General features: G+C 72.9%; 17 protein-coding genes and 1 pseudogene. 10 read left to right on the top strand and 8 right to left on the bottom strand.

Annotation, left to right across the window (positions count from 1 at the left end; all coding sequences use genetic code 11):
- Window positions 1–34 precede the first annotated feature (34 nt).
- Together ACIPRD_RS09755 and ACIPRD_RS09750 are read right to left on the bottom strand one after the other, a co-directional pair.
- Entirely contained in the window at window positions 35–772 is a 738-nt protein-coding gene (locus ACIPRD_RS09755; RefSeq protein WP_401561658.1) for a DUF4097 family beta strand repeat-containing protein, read from the bottom strand.
- Between the two features lie 101 nt (window positions 773–873).
- Window positions 874–1,185: pseudogene (locus ACIPRD_RS09750) on the bottom strand (IS5/IS1182 family transposase); the annotation flags it as partial.
- 390 nt (window positions 1,186–1,575) lie between these two features.
- Between ACIPRD_RS09750 and ACIPRD_RS09745 the strand changes: the two are divergent.
- A complete protein-coding gene (locus ACIPRD_RS09745) occupies window positions 1,576–1,752 on the top strand; it encodes a hypothetical protein (RefSeq protein WP_401561655.1) in 177 nt (58 codons plus the stop codon).
- A 155-nt stretch (window positions 1,753–1,907) separates the two neighbouring features.
- On the opposite strand, the gene ACIPRD_RS09740 is transcribed toward ACIPRD_RS09745, so the two are convergent.
- The gene (locus ACIPRD_RS09740) at window positions 1,908–2,633 is read right to left on the bottom strand and encodes a spermidine synthase (protein ID WP_401561928.1); all 726 of its coding nucleotides are present in this window, start codon (window positions 2,631–2,633) and stop codon (window positions 1,908–1,910) included.
- A 318-nt stretch (window positions 2,634–2,951) separates the two neighbouring features.
- Window positions 2,952–3,176, bottom strand: coding sequence for a hypothetical protein (locus ACIPRD_RS09735; protein WP_401561652.1), 225 nt, complete (start codon window positions 3,174–3,176; stop codon window positions 2,952–2,954).
- Between the two features lie 521 nt (window positions 3,177–3,697).
- Between ACIPRD_RS09735 and ACIPRD_RS09730 the strand changes: the two genes are divergently transcribed.
- Entirely contained in the window at window positions 3,698–4,876 is a 1,179-nt protein-coding gene (locus ACIPRD_RS09730) for a Cmx/CmrA family chloramphenicol efflux MFS transporter (RefSeq protein WP_401561650.1), read from the top strand.
- 285 nt (window positions 4,877–5,161) lie between these two features.
- Here ACIPRD_RS09730 and ACIPRD_RS09725 read toward each other — a convergent pair whose 3' ends face one another.
- The gene (locus ACIPRD_RS09725) at window positions 5,162–5,560 is read right to left on the bottom strand and encodes a helix-turn-helix domain-containing protein (RefSeq protein WP_356405264.1); all 399 of its coding nucleotides are present in this window, start codon (window positions 5,558–5,560) and stop codon (window positions 5,162–5,164) included.
- A 39-nt stretch (window positions 5,561–5,599) separates the two neighbouring features.
- Here ACIPRD_RS09725 and ACIPRD_RS09720 point away from each other — a divergent pair, with 39 nt between their 5' ends.
- Window positions 5,600–6,622: a zinc-binding dehydrogenase gene (locus ACIPRD_RS09720; RefSeq protein ID WP_401561647.1), complete on the top strand. Its 1,023-nt coding sequence runs from the start codon at window positions 5,600–5,602 to the stop codon at window positions 6,620–6,622.
- Between the two features lie 195 nt (window positions 6,623–6,817).
- On the opposite strand, the gene ACIPRD_RS09715 is transcribed toward ACIPRD_RS09720, so the two are convergent.
- Together ACIPRD_RS09715 and ACIPRD_RS09710 are read right to left on the bottom strand one after the other, a co-directional pair.
- Window positions 6,818–7,423, bottom strand: coding sequence for a CE1759 family FMN reductase (locus ACIPRD_RS09715; protein WP_401561644.1), 606 nt, complete (start codon window positions 7,421–7,423; stop codon window positions 6,818–6,820).
- Window positions 7,420–8,577 (bottom strand): CE1758 family FMN-dependent luciferase-like monooxygenase, encoded by a 1,158-nt coding sequence (locus ACIPRD_RS09710; protein ID WP_401561925.1) that lies wholly within the window; start codon window positions 8,575–8,577, stop codon window positions 7,420–7,422. Before ACIPRD_RS09710 ends, ACIPRD_RS09715 begins: the two co-directional genes overlap by 4 nt.
- Before the next feature lie 676 nt (window positions 8,578–9,253).
- Between ACIPRD_RS09710 and ACIPRD_RS09705 the strand changes: the two genes are divergently transcribed.
- Window positions 9,254–10,222 (top strand): DUF5996 family protein, encoded by a 969-nt coding sequence (locus tag ACIPRD_RS09705; protein ID WP_401561641.1) that lies wholly within the window; start codon window positions 9,254–9,256, stop codon window positions 10,220–10,222.
- Between the two features lie 225 nt (window positions 10,223–10,447).
- On the opposite strand, the gene ACIPRD_RS09700 is transcribed toward ACIPRD_RS09705, so the two are convergent.
- Window positions 10,448–10,657, bottom strand: a complete 210-nt coding sequence (locus tag ACIPRD_RS09700) for a hypothetical protein (protein WP_356405256.1) — start codon at window positions 10,655–10,657, stop codon at window positions 10,448–10,450.
- 283 nt (window positions 10,658–10,940) lie between these two features.
- Between ACIPRD_RS09700 and ACIPRD_RS09695 the strand changes: the two genes are divergently transcribed.
- From ACIPRD_RS09695 to ACIPRD_RS09670, 6 genes are all read left to right on the top strand, one after another.
- Window positions 10,941–12,044, top strand: a complete 1,104-nt coding sequence (locus ACIPRD_RS09695) for a BTAD domain-containing putative transcriptional regulator (protein WP_401561638.1) — start codon at window positions 10,941–10,943, stop codon at window positions 12,042–12,044.
- Between the two features lie 30 nt (window positions 12,045–12,074).
- Entirely contained in the window at window positions 12,075–14,393 is a 2,319-nt protein-coding gene (locus ACIPRD_RS09690; protein WP_401561635.1) for a TOMM precursor leader peptide-binding protein, read from the top strand.
- Entirely contained in the window at window positions 14,383–16,335 is a 1,953-nt protein-coding gene (locus ACIPRD_RS09685; RefSeq protein WP_401561632.1) for a TOMM precursor leader peptide-binding protein, read from the top strand. Before ACIPRD_RS09690 ends, ACIPRD_RS09685 begins: the two co-directional genes overlap by 11 nt.
- Window positions 16,336–16,448: 113 nt before the next feature.
- Complete coding sequence (locus ACIPRD_RS09680) at window positions 16,449–18,083, top strand: SagB family peptide dehydrogenase (protein ID WP_401561629.1); 1,635 nt, start codon at window positions 16,449–16,451, stop codon at window positions 18,081–18,083.
- Between the two features lie 88 nt (window positions 18,084–18,171).
- Entirely contained in the window at window positions 18,172–21,132 is a 2,961-nt protein-coding gene (locus ACIPRD_RS09675) for a lantibiotic dehydratase (RefSeq protein WP_401561626.1), read from the top strand.
- Window positions 21,133–21,200: 68 nt separating this feature from the next.
- Window positions 21,201–22,277 (top strand): lantibiotic dehydratase C-terminal domain-containing protein, encoded by a 1,077-nt coding sequence (locus tag ACIPRD_RS09670; protein WP_401561922.1) that lies wholly within the window; start codon window positions 21,201–21,203, stop codon window positions 22,275–22,277.
- Window positions 22,278–23,559 lie beyond the last annotated feature (1,282 nt).

Below are 23,559 nucleotides of genomic sequence, written 5' to 3'. Positions count from 1 at the left end.
CTGGGGAGTGGCGCGGATGGCTACCGGACAGCCTTCAGGATGCCGGCTTCAGGGTCAGGTCGCCGTTCTTCGTGGTCAGTTCCAGGCTGTACGTGCCTGACGGGTCGTTCTTGAGCGTCACGTTCTTGTCGCCGTTGGAGTCGTCCGCCGAGATGCGGTACTTGGCGGGCGGTGCGGTGACCGTGAGGTCGCCGCTGGCCGTGCGGGCTTTGATGTTCTGCGGGGTGGCCGTCCGGATCGTCACCTCGCCGTTCGACGTCCGCGTGTCGATGCCGCCGCCCTTGACGTCACGGACGTCCACGTCACCGTTGGACGTGCGCAGCTTCACGGGACCCTCGGCGTCGGTCACCGTGATCCTGCCGTTGCTGGTGTGGACATCCACCGCGCCGACATCGGTCAGTGTGAGGCGGCCGTTGGACGTGCCTCCCGTCACCGGCAGACCGGCGGGTACCTTGACGACGTATTCGACACCGCAGTTCCGGCCGCAGCCGGACAGCACCAGCACGGCGCCCCTCACCCGGAAAGAAGTGTCGCTCGGTTTGTCACCGCGGTAATCGACCTTGCGGTGCACGGAGATGGTGGAAGTGTCGGCCGAAGCGTCGACCCGCACACCCCCGTTCCCGTTGTCGAGACGGATCGAGGTGATGCGCTGAGACACTTGGGCGTCGTCCTCGAAGGTCTTCTGCCCGAGGGCCGAGCAGGAGGCCAGCCCGCCGACGGTGAGAGCGGCCAGAGCCGCCGCCGCAAGAGTGCGCGCCTTGGAGCGTTGCATGAAGGTTCCCCCGTATGTACAGGCCGAGTTGGGCCGGTGAATCAGGCACTGCGACCCTACGCAGCCGCTCTCCCCCGGTCACTGGGGATACCCCCCGTGGTCGGCATCACGAGACCGGCACCCGGGTAGCCGCCATCGGCGATGGTCATCGTCTTGCCGACGGCGGTCTTGGCGCCGGATTCCTCCCACGCCGCGCAGTCGTTGCGGTCCCCGGCGAACGGCCGGCCGGCCACGACGACCAGACGAGTGTCGGCGTCGATGCGATCTGGTCGCTGTTGGAGTAGCGGTGGTTCTTCGACCGCTCGGAAGGTGTGGTCACAGGTGGGCACCACGGCCAGGGCACCGTCCACGACGAGCACGTTGTCCTTGACGAACCGCTTGCAGGGCTGAAGGGCGAGCATCGGACCCAGGTGAGGTCACGAGAGCAGCCCCTGATCACTTACTTCCGATGCTCAGTGCACGCGGGGCAATGAAGACAGAAGGCGTACGCCACCGACGCCATGGTCACATCGGAGGTGCGACGTCCGCTTTAGCGGGAGGCCGGGACGCTCACCACACGGGGCGGAGTGGCGGGACAGTCTCACCGGCCAGCGCCCGGACGAGTGCGGCCAGTTCGGTTCGCGGCATGGTCAGCCCCTCCCGCTGCAGCCGCTCCGCCAACTCGTCCTCGAGGTTACGCAGGATGCCCCCTGCCACGTCCAAGTGCTTCCGGGCCTGCTCGGTGAGCACCACCAACTTGCGCCGCCCGCCGGCGGGGTGAGGACGTCGCTGGAGATAGCCGGTCTTCTCCAGCTCGTCAACGAGTGGCCATCGGCGACGAGACCGAGACGGTCCAGGCCGGCCAGGCGGTCATCGTCCCGGGCGGCGCCATCCGCCGGCTCAAGGCGCTTGAGGACTCTCAGGCGCTCGTCGCCATGTCGATCGGCGGGCAGGCCGTCCTCCCTGACGGCAGCAAGGTCACGCTCCCCTGGGCCGCGTAATCCAGGCGGGAGGCGGCAGCCCGGCTCAGGGGCGCCCCGTCCCGGCATGGCGGAAACCGGTGGCGTGGACAGTCCCGGCGGGGAGTTGCGCACGCCGTGACCGAAGCCGCCGGACGCCGTGGCCACCTGTCATGAACAAGTGGCCACGGCACTGCTCACTGCGCTGGATCCAGGGTGCGGGCGAGGTAGACGGTGTTGGCGGACTCGCCGCCCTGCAACGGATTGTCGAACGTGACGACCTCGGCCCTGACCTCGGTGAAGGACTCGGTCAGTGCGGCGATGAACCCGTCGTCGGGCGCGTCGTTGGACCAGAGGGCGAACACCCCGCCGGGGTGGAGCCGGTCGCTGAGCTTCTTCAGGCCGGCAGGCTGATAGAAGCCGGCATGGCCGGGGTGCAGGAGATGGCGCGGCGAGTGGTCGATGTCGACGATGATCGCGTGGAATCGGCGGCCGGGGGCGGACGGGTCGAGACCGGTGGAGGACTGCATCATCGCGAAGAAGTCGCCGTGCACCGGGCGGCATCGTGGATCCGCGAAGACCTCTCCCGGCAGCAGCCCGCGCTCGTGCCAATCGATCACGGCGTCGAGCGCATCGACGACGATCACTGAGCGCACCTCCGGGCTGCCCAGTACCGCCTGAGCGGTGCATCCGAGCCCCAGCCCCCCAACGGCCACGTCCAGCGGTCGGCGCCCGGCGACTTCGGCCAGAGCGAGGTTCGCCAACTCGGCTTCGGCGACCGTGAACAGGCTGGACATCAGGAACTCGTCATTGAGTTTGATCTCGTACACGTGCTGTTCGAGAGCCGGGTACCAGCGCCGTCGCAAGGCGAGCTCACCCAACGGGGTCTGCTGCCAGTCGAGTTCCTCGAATCGTCGGCTCATCGGTGACTCCCAGAACTCGGTCCGGCGCTTGCCTGCGGCAGGGGCTGCAGACTGCTCTGCCGCCTCTTCGGCTTGCGCGGGGCGGATGTCGGCCGGACCGTCACGACTGGTGTGGTCGTCCGGCATGGCCGCCTCGCGGTCGCGGCAGCAGTCTATGCAGTCGGTCAGGTTCCCTCGGGCCTCTGATGTGGGTGGCGTGGCGACCGCCGGCGGAGATCCAGGAGGACGCGCCACCCGTCTTCGCCGACGGGGTAGAACGCACGTGATCCGGCCCCCGGGAAGCGGGGAGCCGGAGCACGTGGTGCCGTCAGGCGGGCGTCACCAGCCGCCGGTGCCGATCTCGGTGCGGGCCGCAAGCCCGGAACCAGTGCCCTTGTGCAGCCAGACGATCGCGTAGGCGCGGAGCGAGGCGGCGTCGCGGCGGGCGCGCAGTGTCTGCCCGGCCTTCACCTCGGCGAGCAGCTTCTCGCCGTGCCGTCGGGCCAGGGTGCGCCGTAGCCTCTCGGGCCGACTCCGCTCCTCCTGCAGGGGCGCAGGTTCCACGTTCCAGTCGCAGGCGGGCACCAGACGTTGAACCGGCCGTCGGCGCGGATACCGGCCCCGCACTGCGGGCACACCTGAGTCGTCTCCTGCGCGGCGATGCGCATGGGCGTGCTCTCCCCCTTTCGCTGCCCCAAGGCCCCTCTCCCAAGGCCCCTCTCCGAGGCGTCATGATCATGACGGAGCGGAGTCGATCACCTGGGCGGGTTCGAGGAAAGCATCGTGCAGTCCGGGCGCGATCCCCCGGAAAAGGCCCAGGTGTTATGGGACAGGACGTTGGTGACGCAGCCCGATGCCTGGGAAGGCAGGATGCTTCGACGGGCGTCGGTCGGGTAGCGTGCGGGCCATGTCGAGTCCTGAGTCGGACGAGGTGGGGGCTTTCGGTCACGCCGTCAGCCCCCTGAACCACTGATCCCGTAACCCTGTCGTCGCGCCGCTTTCTGTGGGGCGACGAGTGTGTGGTCGGGGCTGGCCGCGGTGACGAGATGACCTTCTCGTACCTCTCCTCACCTCGGAGCCACTCGATGCCTCTCCCGCTGTACCTGCTCGCCATGGTGGTCTTCGCCATGGGCACCTCGGAGTTCATGCTCGCCGGCCTCTTGCCGGACATCGCCTCGGATTTCGACGTCACCGTCGCTACGGCAGGCGTGCTCACTTCGGCCTTCGCGATCGGCATGACCGTCGGCGCACCCCTGGTGGCCGCGCTTGCCCGCGACTGGCCCAGGCGCCCGGCCCTTCTCGGGTTCGTCCTCGTTTTCGCGGGAGCTCACGCCTTGGGCGCCGTCACCACGAGCTTCCCCGTCCTGTTCGCCGCCCGAGTCGTCGCCGCGCTCATGAACGCGGGGTTCCTCGCCGTAGCTCTGACGGCCGCGGCCACTCTGGTCTCACCCGGCAGGAAGGGGCGCGCGCTGGCCGTCCTGCTGTCGGGCACAACGGTGGCCACGATCGCCGGTGTCCCCGGTGGGTCGGTGCTCGGCACGACACTCGGCTGGCGGGCCACCTTCTGGGCGGTCGCCGCCCTCTGCCTGCCCGCCGCTCTCGGCATCCTGAAAGGCATCCCCGCAGGACATGAAGAGGTCGAGGCGACCGGCACGCCCGCATTGCGAGCGGAGCTCGCCCAGCTCGCCCGGCCGCGGTTGATCCTGGTGATGCTGATCGGCGCGCTGGTGAACGCGGCGACCTTCGGCAGCCTCACCTTCCTCGCCCCCGTGGTGACCGACAGTGCCGGGCTGGGCGAGTGGTGGATCTCTGTCGCTCTGGTGCTCTTCGGTGCCGGTTCCTTCCTGGGTGTCACCGTCGCCGGACGGCTGTCCGACCGAAGTCCCGGCGCGGTCATCGCGGTCGCCGGTCCGCTGCTGCTCATCGGCTGGCCGACTCTGGCGGTGCTGGCCGACGAGCCGGCCGCCCTGTTCACCCTCGTGTTCGCGCAGGGCGCGCTGTCGTTCGCGCTGGGCAGCACGCTGATCACACGGGTCCTCTACGAGGCCGCGGGAGCCCCCACGATGGCCGGCTCGTATGCGACGGCGGCGCTGAACGTGGGCGCCGCAGTCGGCCCCGTCGTCACCGCAGCCACGCTCGGCAGCGAGGCCGGGGTTCTCGGGCCGTTCTGGACAAGCGGGCTTCTCGTCGCGGTCGCGCTGCTCATCGCTCTTCCCCTCCTCACCGTCATCACGGCCGGCCGGAACACCGAGGTGGTGCGGTGACCCATGCGAACGCGCTCGTGAACGTCACAACGTGTGGTCCGCTGAAGCAGAACGGGCGCGGGCGGTCGCGGTCTGGAACGTCCACTACGGCTACCACCGGCCTCACACCGCCGCCGGTGACCGTCCTCCGGTCTCACGTCTCCACGTGAGTGTCACCAGCGTCGTGCACGGCGACACCTAGGAGCTGTCCGGCCGATCATGCAGGTCTGTGACGCCCATGGTCGGCCCTTCGCCCTCGCCGGCTGTCGCTGAATCACAGACGCCCGAGAGCCGGTCAGGGCCCGTTCAGTCGGTGTCGGGTCGCTGCTTCGCCGCGGTGTCGTAGGCGGCGCGGGCCTCGGCGACCGCGGACCGATGCCGTTCGGCCCAGCCCACCAGCCCGGTCAGTGAGGTGTGGAGCTCCGAGGCCATGGGGGTGAGGCTGTACTCCACCTTGGGCGGCACGGTCGGATACACGGTGCGAACGAGTAGTCCGTCCCGCTCCAGCCTGCGCAGGTTGAGAGTGAGCATCCGTCGGCTGATGCCGTTGATCGCGTGTTCCAGTTCGGTGAAGCGGACCGGGCCGTGGGCAGCGGCGATCAGGATCCCGATGCTCCACTTGCCCGCCACGCGGTCGAGTACCTCGGTGACCGGGCAGGCTTCGTCCCTCAGCGCCGCCGCAACATGCGTGTGACTGCGTGACATGAATGTGCCTCCTTCCGCCGGCGAGCAAGGTTACCGACGATGGCTGCTGTAACACGTCGTGAACCGAAGGAAGAAGGCATGTCCGTGCGTGCTCTCATCGTCGATCCGTCCGCTCCCGCCGCTGTCCGCCTCGCCGAGGTTCCCGATCCCGTGCCCGGGCCGGGCCAGGTCCTGGTGGATGTCTCTCACGCCTCGTTGAACTACGGCGACCTCAACGACGCCCGCTCCGGTCGCGTCCCTGTGGGGTCGGTGCTTGGTTCGGACGCTGCCGGAGCGGTGGTTCAGGTCGCAGCCGACGGAACCGGCCCGGCGGTGGGGACCCAGGTGGTGGCCCTGACCTCGGGAGCGTTCGCCGAGCGCGTCGCGATCGATGTGGGTGCGCTTGCCGAGATACCGAAAAACCTGGAACGGGCGCAGGCTGTTGCCCTGCCGGTTGCCGGAGTGGCCGCACTGCGCTCGCTGCGGGCCGCCGGGCTCGGACCGGGCAGGAGAGTGCTGGTCACCGGCGCCTCCGGCGGAGTCGGCAGGTTCGCCGTTCAGTTGGCGGCGCGGGCCGGTGCGCACGTGATCGCGTCCGTGGGCTCGGCCGCCCGCAGGGAGGGGCTGGCCGAGGCCGGTGCCGACGAGGTGCTGATCGGACTGGAGGGACTCGGGCGACCGGTCGACGTGGTCATCGACAGCGTCGGCGGCTCCCAGCTGGTGGCGGCGTGGAACCTGCTCGCTCCCGGAGGGAGCGTGCAGAGCGTCGGCTGGACGTCCGGGGAGCCGGCGGTCTTTCCGCCGTACGCGACCGTCGGCCCGGCCAAATCGCTGACCTCTTTCGTCATCGAGGGCGACACCGGCGCGGACCTGGCCGTTCTCACTGAGCTGGCCGCCGAGGGAGCCGTCACCGTCGAGATCGGCTGGCAAGGATCCTGGGACCGCTTCGCTGAGGCAGCCGAGGCGCTTCGCGGGCGTCAGATCTCCGGAAAAGCGGTCCTGGAGGTGACACGCGGTGAGCTGCACGCCCCGATACCGTCTCCGCAGGACCAGGGCCTGTCTTCCGGATCAGGCCGGCCCTGACCCGCAGCGCCTCATGGCAGCCCCGAGCGGGGTCTGGTGCGTGCAACTGCAAGGCGGAGGTGGGCGATCGGAGTTCACCTCGGCACGGCCACCGCGGCAGCCCTCACCGTCCGGCTCCGCACATGATCGCCCGGACAAGTCCTAGGGGGCGTCTCCCCGATCTTCGTGGGTCCGCGACGATCGAAGAGACGCCCCCTAGGTCTCGCTCAACAGGCGTCGCATGGAGGCGAGGTCGTCGTCGGCCGGTTCGTGGCGGGCGCGGGGGCCGCAGGCGCGCAGGAGGCGGCTGAAGTCGGACGCCGCTTCGGTGATACGGCTGCCCAGGGCCGAGTCCGTACCGGCGCCGAAATCGCTGGTGGCGGCGTAGACGGGGCGCGGCGAGACGATGGCGTGCAGGTAGGAGAACATCGGGCGCAGGGCGTGTTCGAGGACGAGGGAGTGCCGTTCGGTGCCACCGCTGGCGGCGATGAGGACCGGCATGTCGGCGAGGGTCTGCTCGGGCAGGACGTCGAAGAACGACTTGAACAGCCCGCTGAAGGAGGCGTTGAAGGCGGGGGTGACGGCGATGACGCCGTCGGCGCCCGCCACCTGCTCGAAGGCCGCCTCCAGCGCCTCTCCGGAGAACCCCGTCAGCATGGCGTCCATGATGGGATGGGCCAGCGGGCGCAGTTCCACGAACGTCAGCTCGACGGGTTCACCGGCGGCCTCGACGTCCTTGGCGACGGCCGCCGCCAGCCGGTCCGCGAGAAGGCGCGTCGAGGACGGTTCGCGGAGGCCGCCCGTGATGATGGTGATCTTCATCGTGGTCCCGGATTCTCTTCGCTGTCGCTGTCGCTGTCGCCGGTGCCGGCGCCGGCCGGTCGTGCCGTCTCCTCCTCGCGCTCGCGTCGGGCACGCAGGAGTGTCCGGTGGGTCGGTGCCGGGGGGACGTCGGCCGGGCGGCCGGCGGCGAACTCCTTGCGGAGCACCGGCACCACGTCCTCACCCAGGAGATCGAGCTGCTCCAGCACGGTCTTCAGGGGCAGCCCCGCGTGGTCGACGAGGAACAGCTGGCGCTGGTAGTCGCCGACGTAGCCGCGGAAGCTCAGTGTCTTGTCGATGATCTGAGCGGGTGAGCCGACCGCGAGCGGCGTCAGTTCCGTGAACTCCTCCAAGGACGGGCCGTGTCCGTAGACCGGCGCGTTGTCGAAGTAGGGGCGGAACTCCTCGATCGCGTCCTGGCTGTTGGGCCGGACGAAGACCTGTCCGCCGAGACCGACCACCGCCTGTTCCGGGGAGCCGTGGCCGTAATGGGCGAACCTCCGCCGGTACAGGCTCACCAGGGACTTGGTGTGGGACGCGGGCCAGAAGATGTGGTTGGCGAAGAAGCCGTCACCGAAGTAGGCGGCGAGTTCGGCCACTTCGGGCGTGCGGATGGAGGCGTGCCAGACGAACGGCGGCACGTCGTCCAGGGGGCGCGGTGCCAGGGTGAACCCCTGGAGCGCGCTGCGGAACTCGCCCTCCCAGTCGACCACTTCCTCCCGCCACAGCCGTCGCAGCAGACCGTAGTGCTCGACGGTGAGCGGGATGGCCTCGCGGATGTCCTGGCCGAACCAGGGATACACGGGGCCGGTGTTGCCGCGTCCGAGCATGACGTCCGTACGGCCGCCGGACAGGTGCTGGAGCACGCTGAAGTCCTCGGCGATCTTCACCGGGTCGTTGGTCGTGATCAGCGTGGTCGAGGTGGACAGGATGATCCGCTCGGTCTGCGCGGCGATGTAGGCGAGCAGGGTCGTCGGCGAGGACGGGACGAAGGGCGGGTTGTGGTGCTCGCCGGTGGCGAAGACGTCCAGTCCGGCTTCCTCCACCTTGCGTGCGATGGTGACGGTGTCGCGGATGCGCTCCGCCTCGCTGGGCGTGCGCCCGGTGGTGGGATCCGTGGTGATGTCCCCGACGGTGAAGATGCCGAACTGCATGCCCGTCGGATCGGGCGGAGCCGTGGACCACTCCGCGGGGGGCGTCTCGGACGAGGCCATGTCGCATTCCTCCTCGACTCGCCGGCTGGGGGAATCCGCCGGCTCCCGCCCGAGGCGGTCGCGCGGCCCGCGTCTCGCCGTTCCTGTCGTGGCCTCAACAGGTCCCGGCACCCCGAGGGCGCCGTTCGTCCATCGTTCCACGCGGCCGCGGATCCGGCAGATCCTCCGCTTTCCCGTGATCCGGAGCGAGTGTGCCCGTTCGGGCAGGCCTCGGGGCGCCGTGCGGGCAGACCGTGGGGTGCCGTGCAGGCAGGCCGTGGGACGCCGTGCGGGCAACGGTTTCGCCGCACCGAGCCGGTTCCGAAGCCGCACGGGCGAGTCCTGAAGCCCCGAGCCGGTTCCGAAGCCGCACGGGCGAATCCTGAAGCCCCGAGCCGGTCCCGAAGCCGCACAGGCGAATCCTGAAGCCCCGAGCCGGTTCCGAAGCCACGCCGGCACGTGCCGAAGCCACGCCGGCCACGTGCCCAAGCCGCGCCGGGCACGCGCCGAAGCCGCGTGCCAGAATGGAAGCCGTCGCGTTTCGGTGTCCCAGGGCGAGCCGTCGCCCCGCCGCGGAGCGGGCTCGGACCGGTGGCACCCACGGCCGAGATCCCCTCCGTACCCTGGGAGGCTTTCCGTGAGCGAACGTCCCGAGCCGTGGCCGGTGCTGGTCCACAAGGACCTGTCGCCCACGGTCGACTATGTGAACCGCGTGGCGCAGGTCGCCGGCAAGTACACCCTGGACGAACCCTTCGAGGTCGGCTGGGGGAACATCGTCCTGGAGATCACCCCCCGGGGACTCAGGACACCGGCGTTCCGGCACCCCGACGTGACCTTCTCCGTGCACTACCGCCTGCTGGACGGCGATGTGCTGATCGAGACCGACAAGGGATCACGGACCCTGCCGCTGGACGCGGAGTCGGTCGCCGCGTTCTACGACACGTTCTGCGAGACCGCGGCCGAGCTCGGGATCAGCAGGCCGCGCAGTTCGCTGATCTGTGAGATCCCGGACGCGCCGCCGACCTTCGAGGCGGACACCGCGACGCGCACCTGGGATCCGGACGCGGCGCGGCAGATCTGGCGGGTGATGAACCTCGCGGCCGCAGGGCTGGAGGCGTGGCAGGCTCCCTTCCTGGGGCACCGGCCGCGCGTCGGGGTGATGTGGGGCGGGTTCGACCTGTCCGCCACCCGGTTCCGGGCGCAGCACACCGCGCCCCCGCCGCAGGGGCCGCCGTTCATGCAGAACGCCCAGCTCAACGCCTACGTGTCGGTGGGGTTCTCCTTCGACAACACCCGTTTCAACGACGCGGACGCCCCGGAGATCGGGATGTACGCCTACATCTGGCCCGAGCCGGACGGGCTGGAGGGCCGGTCCTGGGGGGTCGAGGGCGCGGCCTGGTATCCCGAGGCCGGCCTGGCCCTGCTGCCGTGGGAGAACCTCAGGCGGCTGCCGGACCCGCACCAGGCGATCGTGAAGTTCGGTGACGCCGTCTACGACACGGCCGTGCAGACCGCGGGCTGGCCGTCCGACCTGTTCGGGCCGCGTGTCGACGGCTGGTACGCGAGCAGGACCCCCTGGAAGATTCTCGAACAGCAGAACGACTGACCGTAGCGCGCAGGCCACGGACCGCAGGCCCCTGACCGCAGACCGCCGTGACCGAGCCGGCTCACGGCGGTCTGTGCGCTCGCGAACACCATGGCGACGGAGCGCGGCCACCGGCCGCACCCGGTCGTTCGGGTTCCGAGCTCCCCGTCGGTCAGGTTCCAGAGCTCCCGGTCGGTCGGGTTCCCGAGCTCCCGGTCGGATCCCAGGGCTCCCGGTCGGTCGGGTTCAGGAGCTCTCGGGGCGCTGCGACCCGGTGCCGGTGCCGTGGGGCGGGTCGGCCGGCGTGGACTTCTCCAGCAGCTCGTCGTACCGGTGCGCGAGCTCCTCGTACCGCTCCTCGGCCTCGTCCGTCCGGCGCTTGCGCCGGCTGAGGACGTACAGGGCGACGGGCCCGGTGATCATCGATACGACGGGGACCAGCGCCCACCAGGCCATGGATCCTCTTCCCTGAATGCAGTGTTCCGTGAGATGCCGAAGCACCCATGCGGGAGCGTATGCGCCGGTGGCCGCACCCGCCAACACCACGTTGGGAAAGGGTTGTTGTAGCTCGCCCGTAAATTGTTGTTTCCCGCCAACCACTGGACGACGCGGCCTGATCGAATCTAAGTTCCCGTCTCAGCAGATGACTTGTTCATGACCCTTATCAGGGGACTGGACAACAACCTGTCCGTGCAAGGCCGTTGTTGCATCACTCACCCCTGCGATGCGAGAGGCTGTGGTGAAGACAGGTGTTCCCGCGCCCGACGGCGCCCTCCCCGAGACGTTGTCCACCGCCGTGTTACCGGGCCGCCCCCGGTTCCTGGTGCTCGGCCTCCTGGCCATCACCGACGGCAACGAGACCGTCGTGCTCCAGCCGTCCAAGCCGACGTCGCTCCTCGCCGCCCTGCTGCTGCACCCCGGTACGGTCGTCTCCGCCGGGCTGCTCCAGCGGGTGGTCTGGGGCAACCGGCCGCCGGCCGGCGGCCGGTCGGCTCTGCACACCTGCGTACTGCGGCTGCGCCGGCTCTTCGCGAAGTACGGCATCGCCGACCGCGCCATAGAGGCGGTGCCCGGCGGCTACCGGCTGGAGGCCGACGCCGACACGCTGGACCTGCTCCAGTTCCGCGGCCTGCTGGCCCGGGCGTCCGCCAGTGACGACCCGGAGACCGCGCTGGGTCTCGCCCGCAGCGCGCTCGGACTGTGGAAGGGGCCGCTGCTCGGCAACGTCCACTCCGACGAACTGCACCGCGACCACGTCCCGCGCCTGGCGGAGGAACGTCTCTTCGCCGTGGAGCGGGTCTTCGACGGCGAGATCCGGCTGGGACGGCACCGGGAGATGATCGCCGAGGCCCGCGAGGCGGTCCACTCCGACCCCGGGCACGAGGGGCTCTCCGCCCTGCTGATCGAGGCCCTGTACCGCTCCGGGCGCCGGGCCGAGGCACTCGCGGAGTACCGCAGGATCCAGAGCCATCTCACCGCCGAACTGGGCCTGGAGCCCGGCCCGGTGCTGCGCGGTCTGCAACTGGCCGTCCTGCGCGGCGAACCGCCGGGCGAGCAGCCCGTGCTGCCGCCGGGAGGCGTACCACCGCCACCGGCGCACGCGGCCCCCGGCCTCGGCAGGGCCTCTCCGCCCGCTCCGGGCGCACTCGTCCTGCGCGCCCTGGTCGACGCCGGACTGCTGGAGGAGGACCCCTCCGGCCGCTACCGGGTCCACGACCTGCTCCGGCTCTTCGTCCAGGCGGCCGGCACCAGCCTCCCCGCCACCGCCACCGCCACCGCCACCACCGCCGCCGCTCCCGCTCCGCACGACCCGACGGACGTTCCCCCGTCGGCCGCCGGCTGACCGTCCCTGCCCCCGGAGGTTTCGCACGCCATGGCACAAGCTCCCGCGTCCTACGAGGAGATCGCACAGTCCCGGCCCCGCATCCGCAGGGACGTTCTCTTCACCCAGACCCCGAACGGCGTGCTGTTCCACAACGCCCACGGCGGATTCAACGTCGTCACCAAGTCCGCCTACCGGTTCGCCACGCTGATCGTGCCCCACCTCGACGGCGAGCGGCGGGTCGAGGAGCTGTGCGCCGGACTGGGGGATCTCCAGCGCGGCATGGTGGTCCAACTCGTGCGCGCACTCTACGCGCGTGGTTTCGCCCGGGATGCCGGATCCGGCCCTCCGGCCGAGACGCTGGACCCGCAGGTCAGCGCCCGTTTCGCGCACCAGCTCGACTATCTCGACCACTACGCCGACGACGCGCCGGGCCGGTTCCTGCGCTTCCGTTCCACCCCGGTCGCCGTGCTCGGCGGCGACGCCCTGGCCCGCTGGGCCGCGCTCGGGCTGCTCCGCAACGGCTGCGCCGCCGTGGCCGTGACCGAACAGGACCCCTCGCAGGGGGTGCTCAGCCGAGAACTGCACGGCGTGGACGGCACCGCCGCACTGGACATGGAGGCCGCGGAGCTCTCCGAGGCGGGCTGCCCTCCGCGGCTGGCCCGGCTGCCGCGCACGGTGGACGGGACGTACGGCTGGGCCGACCTCGAAGGCTGGGACACCGTGGTGGTCACCGGCGCGGACGGGCCCCGTCAGCTGCTCCGGCTGCTCGGCGAGGGCGTGCCCGCCGGACGACGGCTGCTCGGCGCGTGGCGGTTCGGCGACCGCGCGGTCGTCGGCCCGGTGATGACCGCCGGCACACCGGGCTGCTGGTGCTGTGCGGCGCTGCGGCTCGGCGCCGCGTCGGACGCCGCCGACAGCGCCGGCCTGTGGGCCTCCACGGGGCCCGCCGCGCCGCTCGGCGCGCCCGCGCCCTCCCTCGCGGGTCCGCTCGCCGGCATGCTCGGCAACCTCCTGGCGTTCGAGGTGTTCCGCCTCGTCACCGAGGCCCTGCCGGCCGAGACCCGCAACCAGGTCGTCGTCCAGGACCTCGACTCCCTCGACGTCCTCACCGAGCCGCTGCTGCCGCATCCGCGCTGCCCGTTCTGCGCCCATGGCGCCCCGGGCGAAACGGCCGACGGCGCCGCGCCGACCGGCGACCTGCTGCGCGGGACACGCGCCGGGAACGGGACCGCGGCACTCCCCGCCGACGGCGAGGCACCCGCACTCCCCGCCGACGGCGCCGCCGACGAGGACGCCGCGAAGGCCGCCCTCGCCGCGCTGGAGCGGCGTGACGTGCTCGTGCACGCGAGGGCCGGGGTGTTCACCGCGTACGCCGACGACGACTGGGAGCAGACCCCGCTGAAGGTCAGCACCCTCCGCCTCGGCATCGAGCCGGGCCGGGTGCGCGAGGTGTCCGCCGCCGACGTGCACCATGTGGCCGGTGCCCGGCTGACGGCGCTCTTCCGTGCCGCCGAGGTGTACACCGAGCATGTCGTACCGCCGCGGGTGCTGGACGCCGGCGCCCTGGAGGCGGCCGCCGGCAAGTGGCGGCGGGTCGCTCCGGCGGAACTCGCCGTGTCCAGCGGCCTCGACGTGGCGGCAGACCGGATCGCGCACTGGAGCGAGGCCACGTCGCTGCTGGACGGGCAGACGGTGCTGGTGCCCGCCGGCGCCGTGCGCACCCTCGGCGGCTGGAACGACCGAGGCCTGTTCGAGCGCACCTCGGCCGGTACCGGCGCGGCCGGCAGCCCGCGCGCCGCGCTCGCCCGCGCCCTGCGGACCGCGCTGGCCCTCGACGCGCTGCGCGGGGCGGTACGCCGTACCGCCCCGGTGACCGCGATCGATCCGGCCTCCCTCGGCGACGACCCCGAACTGCTCTTCCTGCTCCGCTCGGCGGAGAACCTGGGTGCCACGGCGGAGGTCCTCGATCTCACGGCGGCGGGGGGCGGCGTCCTGCCCGTCGCCCTGGCCCGGCTGACCGACGCGGAGACCGGCGCGGTGCGCTGGGCCACGGGCGCCGGAACGCGCCCGCGCGACGCCGTCCTGGAGGCGCTGCGCGATCTTCTCGGAGCCGAGCAGCTGCGGCGGGCCGGTGCGGAACCCGACACCGGTGACCCCGTGTGGGCCGACCTGGAGGCCGCGACGCTGGTCGCCTCCGGCGTCGTACCGCTGCCGGAGACCCGGACGGGGTGGGACGCGGTGCTGGACGGTCTCGCGGCGGCGGGCCGGGACGTGTTCGCGGTGCCGGTGGCCGCGCCCGACCTCGCCGCCGGCGAGGTCCACGCGGTGCGGGTGCTGCTGACCGGCGGGGAGTGTCGTGGCCACTGAGACCGTCGCGGCGCCGCGTCCCGGCGCCGCCGCCCCCGCACCCGCCCCGTGGGACGAGGTGTGCGCCGGACTCACCGCCGGGCTGAATGCGGCCCTCGCGCGGCGCGCTCCGGGCGGCCCGTCCGCCGAGGTGTTCCCGCTCGGCGTGCGGGACGAACTGACCGCGGAGTCCGTGGAGTTCGCGGCCGGCGTGGTGCCGGTCGGACTCTACGGCCATCACGCGGTGGTGGGTCCGCTCACCCCGGCGGGGGCGCGCGGCTGCCCGCGGTGCCTGGCCCGGCGCTGGCAGGCGGTGCGTGCCGGGTTCCTGCGCGACGCCCTGGAGCAGGGCGGGGAGACCCGCGCCGCCGGGACGCCGCCGTGGCGGGCGGACTTCGCGGTGGACGCCCTGGCCGCGCTGGTCGCCGAGGCGGACCGGCGGCCGCGCGCCGCGGGCCCGCACCCGTGGGTCTGGCTGCTGGACCTGGAGACCCTGCACGTGGCCCGGTTCCCGCTGGTGCCCGACGGCGAGTGCCCGTCCTGCGCGGTGCGCGCCGACGACAGCGCGGACGCGGCCCGGATCGTCCTCGATCCGACGCCCGAACACGCCCCGGGCAGTTACCGGTTGCGCCCGCTGGAGGCGTACGACCTGCCGCTGGAGGCGTTCGCCAACCCCGTCACCGGGATGCTCGGGCCGTCGGTCGCCCCCGACCTGGCGTCCGCCTCGACCTCCTCGGTGGTGGGCGCGTTCACCACCCGCTCCGGCGCCTACCTGCGGGAGTGCTACTGGGGCGGGCACACCGGCGCCTACGGCACGAGCGTGCGCGTCGGCCTGCTGGAAGGGCTGGAGCGGTACGCCGGGATGCGGGCGCGGACGAAGCGGACCGTGGTCACGGCCGCCCTCACGGAACTGGGCGACACGGCGGTCGATCCACGGGTCACCGGCCTGTACTCCGACGCCTTCCACGCGGCCGGGACCGAGGCGCCGCGCTTCGACCCGGACCGTCCGGTCGACTGGGTGTGGGGCTGGTCGCTGCGCGACTCCCGGCCGGTCCTGGTGCCGGAGATCGTCGCGTACTACCACGCCCCGGGCGGCATCCGGCGGCGGTTCGTGCAGGAGAGCTCCAACGGCTGTGCCTCCGGCGGGAGTCTGGTCGAGGCCGTGCACCACGGGCTGATGGAGACCATCGAGCGGGACGCGTTCCTGCTGGCCTGGTTCGGGCGCGCCCGGCTGCCCGAGATCGACCCGGCGAGCAGCACCCGGCCCGCGACACGGGCGATGGTCGACCGGCTGGCGATGTACGGCTACCGGGCCCGGTTCTTCGACACGCGGATCACCTTCCCGGTGCCGGTGGTGACCGCCGTCGCCGAACGGGTCGACGGGGGGCCGGGATTGCTGTGCTTCGGCGCGGGCGCCTCGCCGGACCCGGAGGCGGCGCTCGCGGGCGGTCTGTGCGAGATCGCCACCGACTCCGTCAACCTGCGCCGCCGCACGGCCCGCGAGGAACGCCGGCTGCGGCGCATGGCGGCCGACTTCGAGGAGGTGCGGGTGCTGCACGACCATCCGCTGCTGTACGGCCTCCCCGAGATGGGCCGGTACACCGACTTCCTGCTGCGCGGCCGGGACGAGGCGGACCGGGTGCCGCTGGCCTCGCTCGCCTCCGGACCCGGGGCGCTCGCCCCCTCCCCCGACCTGCGCGACGGTGTGGAGGCGTGTGTCGCCGCGGTCACCGAGCGGGGCTTCGACGTGGTGGTGGTCGACCAGACCGCCGCCGAGCAGCACGACCTCGGCTTCCGCACGGTGAAGGTGCTGGTGCCCGGTCTGATCCCGATCGACTTCGGGTGGAGCCGCCAGCGCGGCCCGCTGATGCCGCGCGTGCGCACCGCGCTGCGGGAAGCGGGGCTCCGTGACCGGGACCTGTCCCCGGCGGACCTCAACCCGGCCCCGCATCCGTTCCCCTGACCGAGCCCGACCTCCGTCGCCGGATCCGTCCGGTGAGCATCCGCACCAGCCACCACCGGCGCCGGCACCGAACGGCCGGCGTCCCCCACAGACGAGCAGAAGAGGGAGTGACCATGGGATACGCCCATGAGTACGCGACCGCAGTGATGCGGCGGGGCAGGACCCCCATGGAGCCGGCCGATTTCGTCCCCGACTGGGCCGACCGGCCCCGCAAGGGGAAGTTCTTCCCCGGCGCCCCGTCCTTCCCGCTGCCCGACGGCGGCTGCGCGGACGACGCCACCCTCGGCCGCGGCCTGTTCGGCGAGCGCGGCACCGGGGCGTTCACCCTGCCCGTGCTCGGCGCGATGCTCCGCGACTCCTACGGCCTCACCGGACGTCGGCTCGCCGTGCAGGCCAACACCGACCTCGGCGCACTGCCGTTCTTCACGCAGGCCAACTGGTCGCGCGGCACCGCGTCCGGCGGCGGTCTGTACCCGATCGGCATCCACTGGATCAGCGGCGCGAACGGCCCCCTCGCCCCGGGCGTCTACTACTACGACACGCCCCGGCACCGGCTCACCCGGCTGCTGTCGGGTGACGTCACGGACGAAGTGCGTTCCTGCCTGGGCGACTTGGCGGAGGCGGCGGACACCGACCAGTTCCTGGTGCTGGGGGTGACGTTCTGGCAGAACTGCTTCAAGTACAACAGCTTCGGCTACCACGCCGTCACGATGGACATCGGCGCCCTGCTGCAGACCTGGCGGATGTGGGCCCGCGCGCACGGTGTCCATCTGGGCAGCGCCCTGTGGTTCGACGAGCCCAGGCTGGGACGGCTGCTCGGGCTGGACCCGGAGGAGGACGGGGTGTTCGCCGTCGTACCGCTGCGCTGGGCCGGCGCTCCCGGCGCGACGGCCGCACCCGGGTCACCTGCGCGGGAGCAGACACCGGCACCGGTGGATTCCGCCCCGGCCGCGGGTGCGCGGGTGCGCCGGTCGCCCGCGGAGAAGTCGCGCCGGGTCATGACCTTCCCGACCATCCGCCGCATCCACGAGGCCACCGTGGAGGGCGCCGCCGACCGCCCCGCCCCCGGCGCCCTCGACCCCGCGCTCGCGGCGCCGGAGGGCGCGGGTGAACGCGTGCCGCTGCCCGCGCCGGCCGCGCTGGACCTGCCGGTGCGGCGGGCTCTGCGGGAACGGCGCAGCAGCTTCGGCCGGTTCGCCGCCGGGTCGCCCCTCGACGCGGCCCGGCTGTCCGCCGCGCTCGCCGCGGCCGTCGCCGCCGGGACGCTCGACAGCGACACCGAGACACCCGGCGGAGCACCGCTCACCCGGCTGTTCGTCTTCGTGAACCACGTGGCCGGAGTGCCCGCCGGGCTCTACGCGTACGACCGGGACACGAACGAGCTGGTGCGGGTGAAGCCCGGCGACTTCGGTCTCTTCCTCCAGGAGAACTACTTCCTGTCCAACTACAACCTCGAACAGGCGGCCGCGGTCCTGGTCCCGGTGGCCCGGACGCACGCCGTGCTGGACGCGGTCGGCGACCGCGGGTACCGGCTGGTCAACGCCGTCGTGGGGGCCACCGCCCAGGCCGTGTACACGGCGGCGTCGGCGGCCGGGACGGCGTGCGGGGTCGCGCTCGGCTTCGACTGCGTCTCGTACGCCGAGGAGCTCGGGGTGGCCGACGAGGGCGGGATCCCGCTGCTGATCATGATGATCGGCGACGAGCGGCCCCGCCCCGCCGACTACCGCTTCGACATCGTCGCCCCATGACCCGCCGTCCTCACCCCGCCCCGGCGCGCCGGGGAGCCGGGCGCGGCCTCCCCGGCCCGCGGCACATCTCACAGGAAAGGGGCACGGCATGAGTCCGACCGCCGGCACCGCACAGGACACCCCCGACACGGCCGACACCCCCGACAGCACCGGTGTGCCCGGTGCCACCGGCGCTTCGGGCACGACCGCCGCGAAGAGCGCGGCCCGCGCCGACGGCGGGACCGGCACCGCCGGGGCGCCGATGACCCTGCATCACCGTTTCATGCTGCGCGTGGCGGGTCTCCCGGTCGAGACCGTGGAGGCGCTGCGCGCTCCCGAGGCCGCCGGCTGGGCCGCCCGTACGGCCGCCGAGGAGGAGCGGCTGCTCGCGCTCGGCGCGCGGCTGAGCGATCCGCTCGCCGACGCGGTCGGCGCCACGGAGGACGCCGGGCTGCGCCGCCGTCTGCTCGCCCTGCGCCGGCAGGTGTTCAACAACCGGCTGCCCGGCGACCTCGGCGCGGTCCGCGACCTCGCGGCCGCGCTCGGCGGCACCACCGGCGCCGACCTCGACGCGTGGCTGGACGCCCGGGTCCGCTGGGCGGAGCTGCACGCCGAGGGCGAGGAGGTGCTCCGCGGCTCCCTCGCCCGCACCCGTGGCGCGCTGCGCGGGCTCGCCCGCGACGACCGCCTGCGCCGGGGCCTGCTGCTCGCCTCGCCGACGCTGGAGGAGCGGCTCGACGCGTTCGCCGACGACCCGGCGCCGGTACCCGGCAAGCGGGCCCGCAAGATGGAACGCTCACTGCTGTCCTACCTGTACCGCACCGCCTGCAAGACGAGCCCGTTCAGCACACTCACCGGTGTCGCCCTCGGCGGCTTCGAGACGGCCGGCCAGGACGGCCGTCCCGGGCGGGAAGGCCAGGTCGGTCAGGACGGCGGTCCGGTGCCCACCGCGGTCGGCGACGACTGGAGGGGGCATGTCCGGCTCAACGTCGTCGCCCTCACCCGTCTCGCGGAGCTCATCGCGGCCGATCCGGTGCGCCGCGCCGACCTCCCGGTGGCGCTCGCGTCCGGCTGGAAGCTCGACGAGGACCGGGTCCGGTACGTCCAGCGGGCCGTGACCGCCGGCGACGACAGCGCCCCGGTCAGCTTCGACGCCGCCCAGGACCGGCTGTTCTTCCTGCGCCGCCAGGGAGCGCTCGACGGGATGCTCGCCCTGCTGCGGGACCACGAGGGGACCTTGCGCCACGGCGAACTGGCGCGGTGGCTGGCCGAGTCGACCGGCGCCGGGCACGAGGAGGCCGGGCACTACCTCACCGCCCTGCGCGACCTCGGGATCCTCCAGCTGACCGGTCTCGCCACGAGCGTGCACGGCGGCGACCCGCTGGGCGCCTTCCAGCGGTCGCTGCGCCTGCTGGACCGCCCCTGGGCGGACGGCATCGCCGCGCGGCTGGACGAGGCCGCCGACGCCCTGGCCCGGTATCCGGCGGCGGACGTGCCCGCACGGCGTGCCCTGCTCGGCTCGCTGCGCGCCGGCCTGCTCTCGCTGCAGGCGGATCTCGGAGCCGAACGGCCGGTGCTGCCGCAGACGTTGCTGTACGAGGACGTGTCCGCCGGGACCACCGCGGCCGACCGGGGCGAGTGGGTGGCGCTGGCGGCCGGTCCGCTGCGTTCGGTCGGGCGGGTGCTGCCGGCCTTCGACGTGGCGCTGCCCCAGCGGCTCACCCTCAAGGGCTTCTTCCTGGCCCGTTTCGGGCGCGGCGGGCGCTGCGAGGACCTGCTGAAGCTGGTCCACGACTTCCACGAGGACATCTTCCGCCAGTACCTGCAGTTCACCGCCGCGCGCGACGGCTTCCTGCCCGACGGCAGCCACGCCCCGGAGGAGAACTGGCTGGGCATGGCCGAGATCACGGCCGTCGACCGGACCCGCGCGCGGCTCACCGAGCGGATGCGCGCCGCCTGGGACGGACTCCCGGACGGCGCCGAGGAGTTCATGCTCGACGACACGGTGGTGGACGAGATGGCCGCCGAACTCGCGGGCGCCGCACCCGCCTTCCAGCCGCAGAGCCACTTCCTCCAGCTGGCCCGCCGTGACGGCGACCCGCTGGCCGTGCTCAACAACTCCTACGGCGGCCTCTGTTTCCCGTTCACCCGCTTCACCCACTGCTTCGACCAGCCGGAGAACGGCGGGGGCGGACGGGCGGCCGGCGAGGACGGGGCGGTCGGCGAAAGCGACGCGACGGGGCTGACCCGCGCCCTGCGCGAGGAGCTGCGCCGGGTGCTGCCGCCCGGCGCGGTCCTCGCCGAGGTGACGGCGGGTGCCGCCACGACCAACCTCAACCTGCACGGCCGGCTGACCGACCACGAGATCGTCTGCCCGGGTGAGAGCAGCACCGCGCCCGAGGAGGCGCGCATCCACCTGGACGACCTCTACGCCGTGCACGACGCCGGCACCGACCGGCTGCTCCTGCGCTCCCGCCGCCTGGACCGCGAGGTCGTCCCGCTGTACCTCGGCTACCTGGTTCCCATGGTGCTGCCGGAGATCCCCCGTACGCTGCTGCTGTTCTCCCCCACCGCCCGCTCGGTGCTGGACGTGTGGCGCGGGGTGCCCGCCGGTCCCGCGGACGGGGGCGTCACCCGGCGCCCCCGGGTCCGGCACCACTCCCTCGTCCTGCAGCGGCGTTCCTGGACGGCGGCCGACGGCAGCCTCCCGTTGCGCGCTCCCGGCACGGGGGACGGCGACTGGTACCTCGCCTGGCACCGCTGGCGGGTCCGGCACGGGCTGCCCGCCCGGGTGTTCGCCACCGTGCACGAGGAGACCGGGGGCGGCGCGGCGGGCGCCTGGTTCGGCGCCTCGAAGCCGCAGTACGTCGACTTCGACAGTCCGCTGTCGCTGACCGCTCTCGAAGGGCTCCTGGCCGGCCGGCGCGCCCGCACCGTCTTCGAGGAGATGCTCCCCGGCGAGCAGGAGCTGCACGTCACCTCCCCGCGCGGCCGGCACGTCGCCGAACTCGCCGTCGAACTGCTGCCCGGCCCGGCCGGCCGACCCGAAGAGGACGGATCCCCCCAGTGACCGCACCTTCCCTGCCCTCCACGCCCGCGAAGCCCTCGGCGGGTCCCGTTCCCTCCGCCGCGGACGGTCTGCCCGCGGGTGACGCGCCCGGCGAGTGGCTGGCCGTGCACGTCTTCTACGCGGCCAGCACCCGCCCGCTGCTGCTGAAGTGCGTCAGGCCGCTCGTCGACGAGCTGACCCGGGAGGGCCTGCTCGCCGGGTACTTCTTCATCAACTACTGGCTGGAGGGGCCGCATCTTCGGCTGCGCCTCAAGCCCGCCCGGGCCGCCGACGCCCCCGCCGTACGGGAGCGGACGCACGCCGCTCTCGCCGCGTTCCTGCGGGAGCGCCCGGCGCTGTACGAGGTCAAGGACGGCTTCTTCGCCGATCTCTACGAGACCCTGTTCACCCTGGAGTTCGGGGACCAGGAGCGCTCCGAGTTCCTCGGGCCCGACGGGCGGATGCTGCTGCGGCCCAACAACACGTTCGAGGACCGCCCTTACGAGCCGGAGTACGGCAAGTACGGCGGCCCCGCCGGGATCGAGCTCGCCGAGTGGCACTTCCAGCACTCCAGCGACCTGGTCATCGAGGCCGCGCGCAGCATGAACCTGCATCTGCGCACGGTGCTGCTCGGGCTGTCCGCGCAGCTGATGATGGTGATGTCGGGGACCTTCCTCGCCGACGACGAGCCGCTGCTGACCTTCCTGGACCGCTACCACACCTTCTGGAACAGGGCGTTCAGCACGACCAACTACACCGCCGACGACGGCTACGACCGCGCCTACCGGGCCATGGGCGCGAGCCTTCCCGAGCGGTTCCGGCAGATCCGGGACGCGGTGGCCGACGGCGACTCCGGCCGGCTCCCGGCGTTCCTGCGCGGCTGGGCCGACCACTGCGCCGAACTCCGCGACCGTGCGGCCGGGTCGGCGCGCGACGGCCGGCTGGTCTTCCGCTCCTGGGACGGCTCGCGCGACATCAGCCCCACCGACCCCGCGCAGGCGCTGCCCATGCTCCTCTCGCCGTACATGCACATGACCAACAACCGGCTGAGCATGACCGTCCGCGACGAGGCGTTCCTCTCGTACGTCCTCGCGCGCGCCCTCCGTGGCGGGGACGCGGCCGGAGAGGCTGCGGCGGACGGCGGCGGACCGGAGGGCGCGCGGTGACCGCCGGCACCTTCCTGGAGGCCAGACCCCGTATCCGCGCCGATCTCGTCGCGGGACCGAGTCTGGTGCGCGGCCCGGCCCGCATCCATCTGCTGAAGGACCCGCGCTCGGGGCGGCGTCTGGAGGTCGGTCCCAAGGAGCACTTCCTCATCACCCGCCTGGACGGCACCCGCAGCCTCGCCGAGATCGGCCGGGACTACGCGGGCGAGTTCGGGGTCCGGCTGGGCGAGGCCCAGTGGGGGCAGCTGCTGCGGTTGCTGGGGACCCGGGGTCTCCTGGAGGGTGCCCCGGTGCCGGCCGCGACGCGGCCCGCGCGGCCCGAGCGGCCGCCCAACGGGATCCTCGCCGGACGGACCCGGATGGTCGCGGACGCGCCCGCCCTCATGGACCGGCTGCACCGGGCGACCGCCCCCGCACGGCGGCCCGCCGTCCTCACCGTGCTGACCGGCCTGGCCACGGCGGTGCTCGTGGCCGTCGCCGTCCAGGCGGGCACGCTGTGGCGACAGACCCAGGAGACCGCCGGGCAGCCGGTGCTGCTGTTCGCCATCGGGTGCGTGCTGTGGTGCAGCCTCGCGCTGCACGAGCTGGCCCACGGGCTGTTCGCGCGCGCCTGGGGCGGCCGGGTCGACGAGATCGGGCTGCGCTGGATGCTCGGCGCCACCTACCTCTACTGCGAGGTGGAGGACGTCCAGTTCCTGGGCGGCCGCGCGCGCAAGGTCGCGACCGCGTGCGCCGGGGCGTTCGCCAACCTGCTCTTCCTCGTGCCGTTCTACCCGGTGTGGGCGCTGCTCCCGTCCGGCGCACAGGCCCGGCCCGCGCTCGGCGCGCTGCTGCTGCTCGGCACCGTCTGCGCGCTGGCCAACCTGCTGCCGCTGCCGCCCCTGGACGGGTACAAGGCCCTCGCCCATGCCCTCGGCGTCGCCCAGCTCTCCGAGGGGAGCCGCACCTTCACCGCGCTCGCGGTGCGGGCGGTGTTCCGGCGCGGTCCTGGCATCGGCGCGTACTCGGCGCGGCTGCGGCTGCTCTACGGCGGCTTCGCCCTGCTCACGGCGGTGCAGAGCGCCGCGCTCCTCGCGCTGTGCGGGGCCGCGCTGCGCACGGTGCTGCCGGACGGCCGGGCGGTCCTCGCGTGGTCGCTGCCCCCCGCGCTGCTCGCCGCCGCGCTGCTGCTGTGGGCCCTGGGCCGGCTCGGACGCACCCTGCGCGACCGCCGCGCCGGACCGGCCGTACCGCCGTCCGAGACCGGAGCGGCCGCAGCCCGCACGGGAGCGGCAACAGCCGG

The organism is Streptomyces sp. NPDC090108, from assembly GCF_044747185.1.
Classification (GTDB): domain Bacteria; phylum Actinomycetota; class Actinomycetes; order Streptomycetales; family Streptomycetaceae; genus Streptomyces.
The sequence above is the reverse complement of the archived record's forward strand: the minus strand, read 5'-3'. Positions and strand labels throughout refer to the sequence as shown.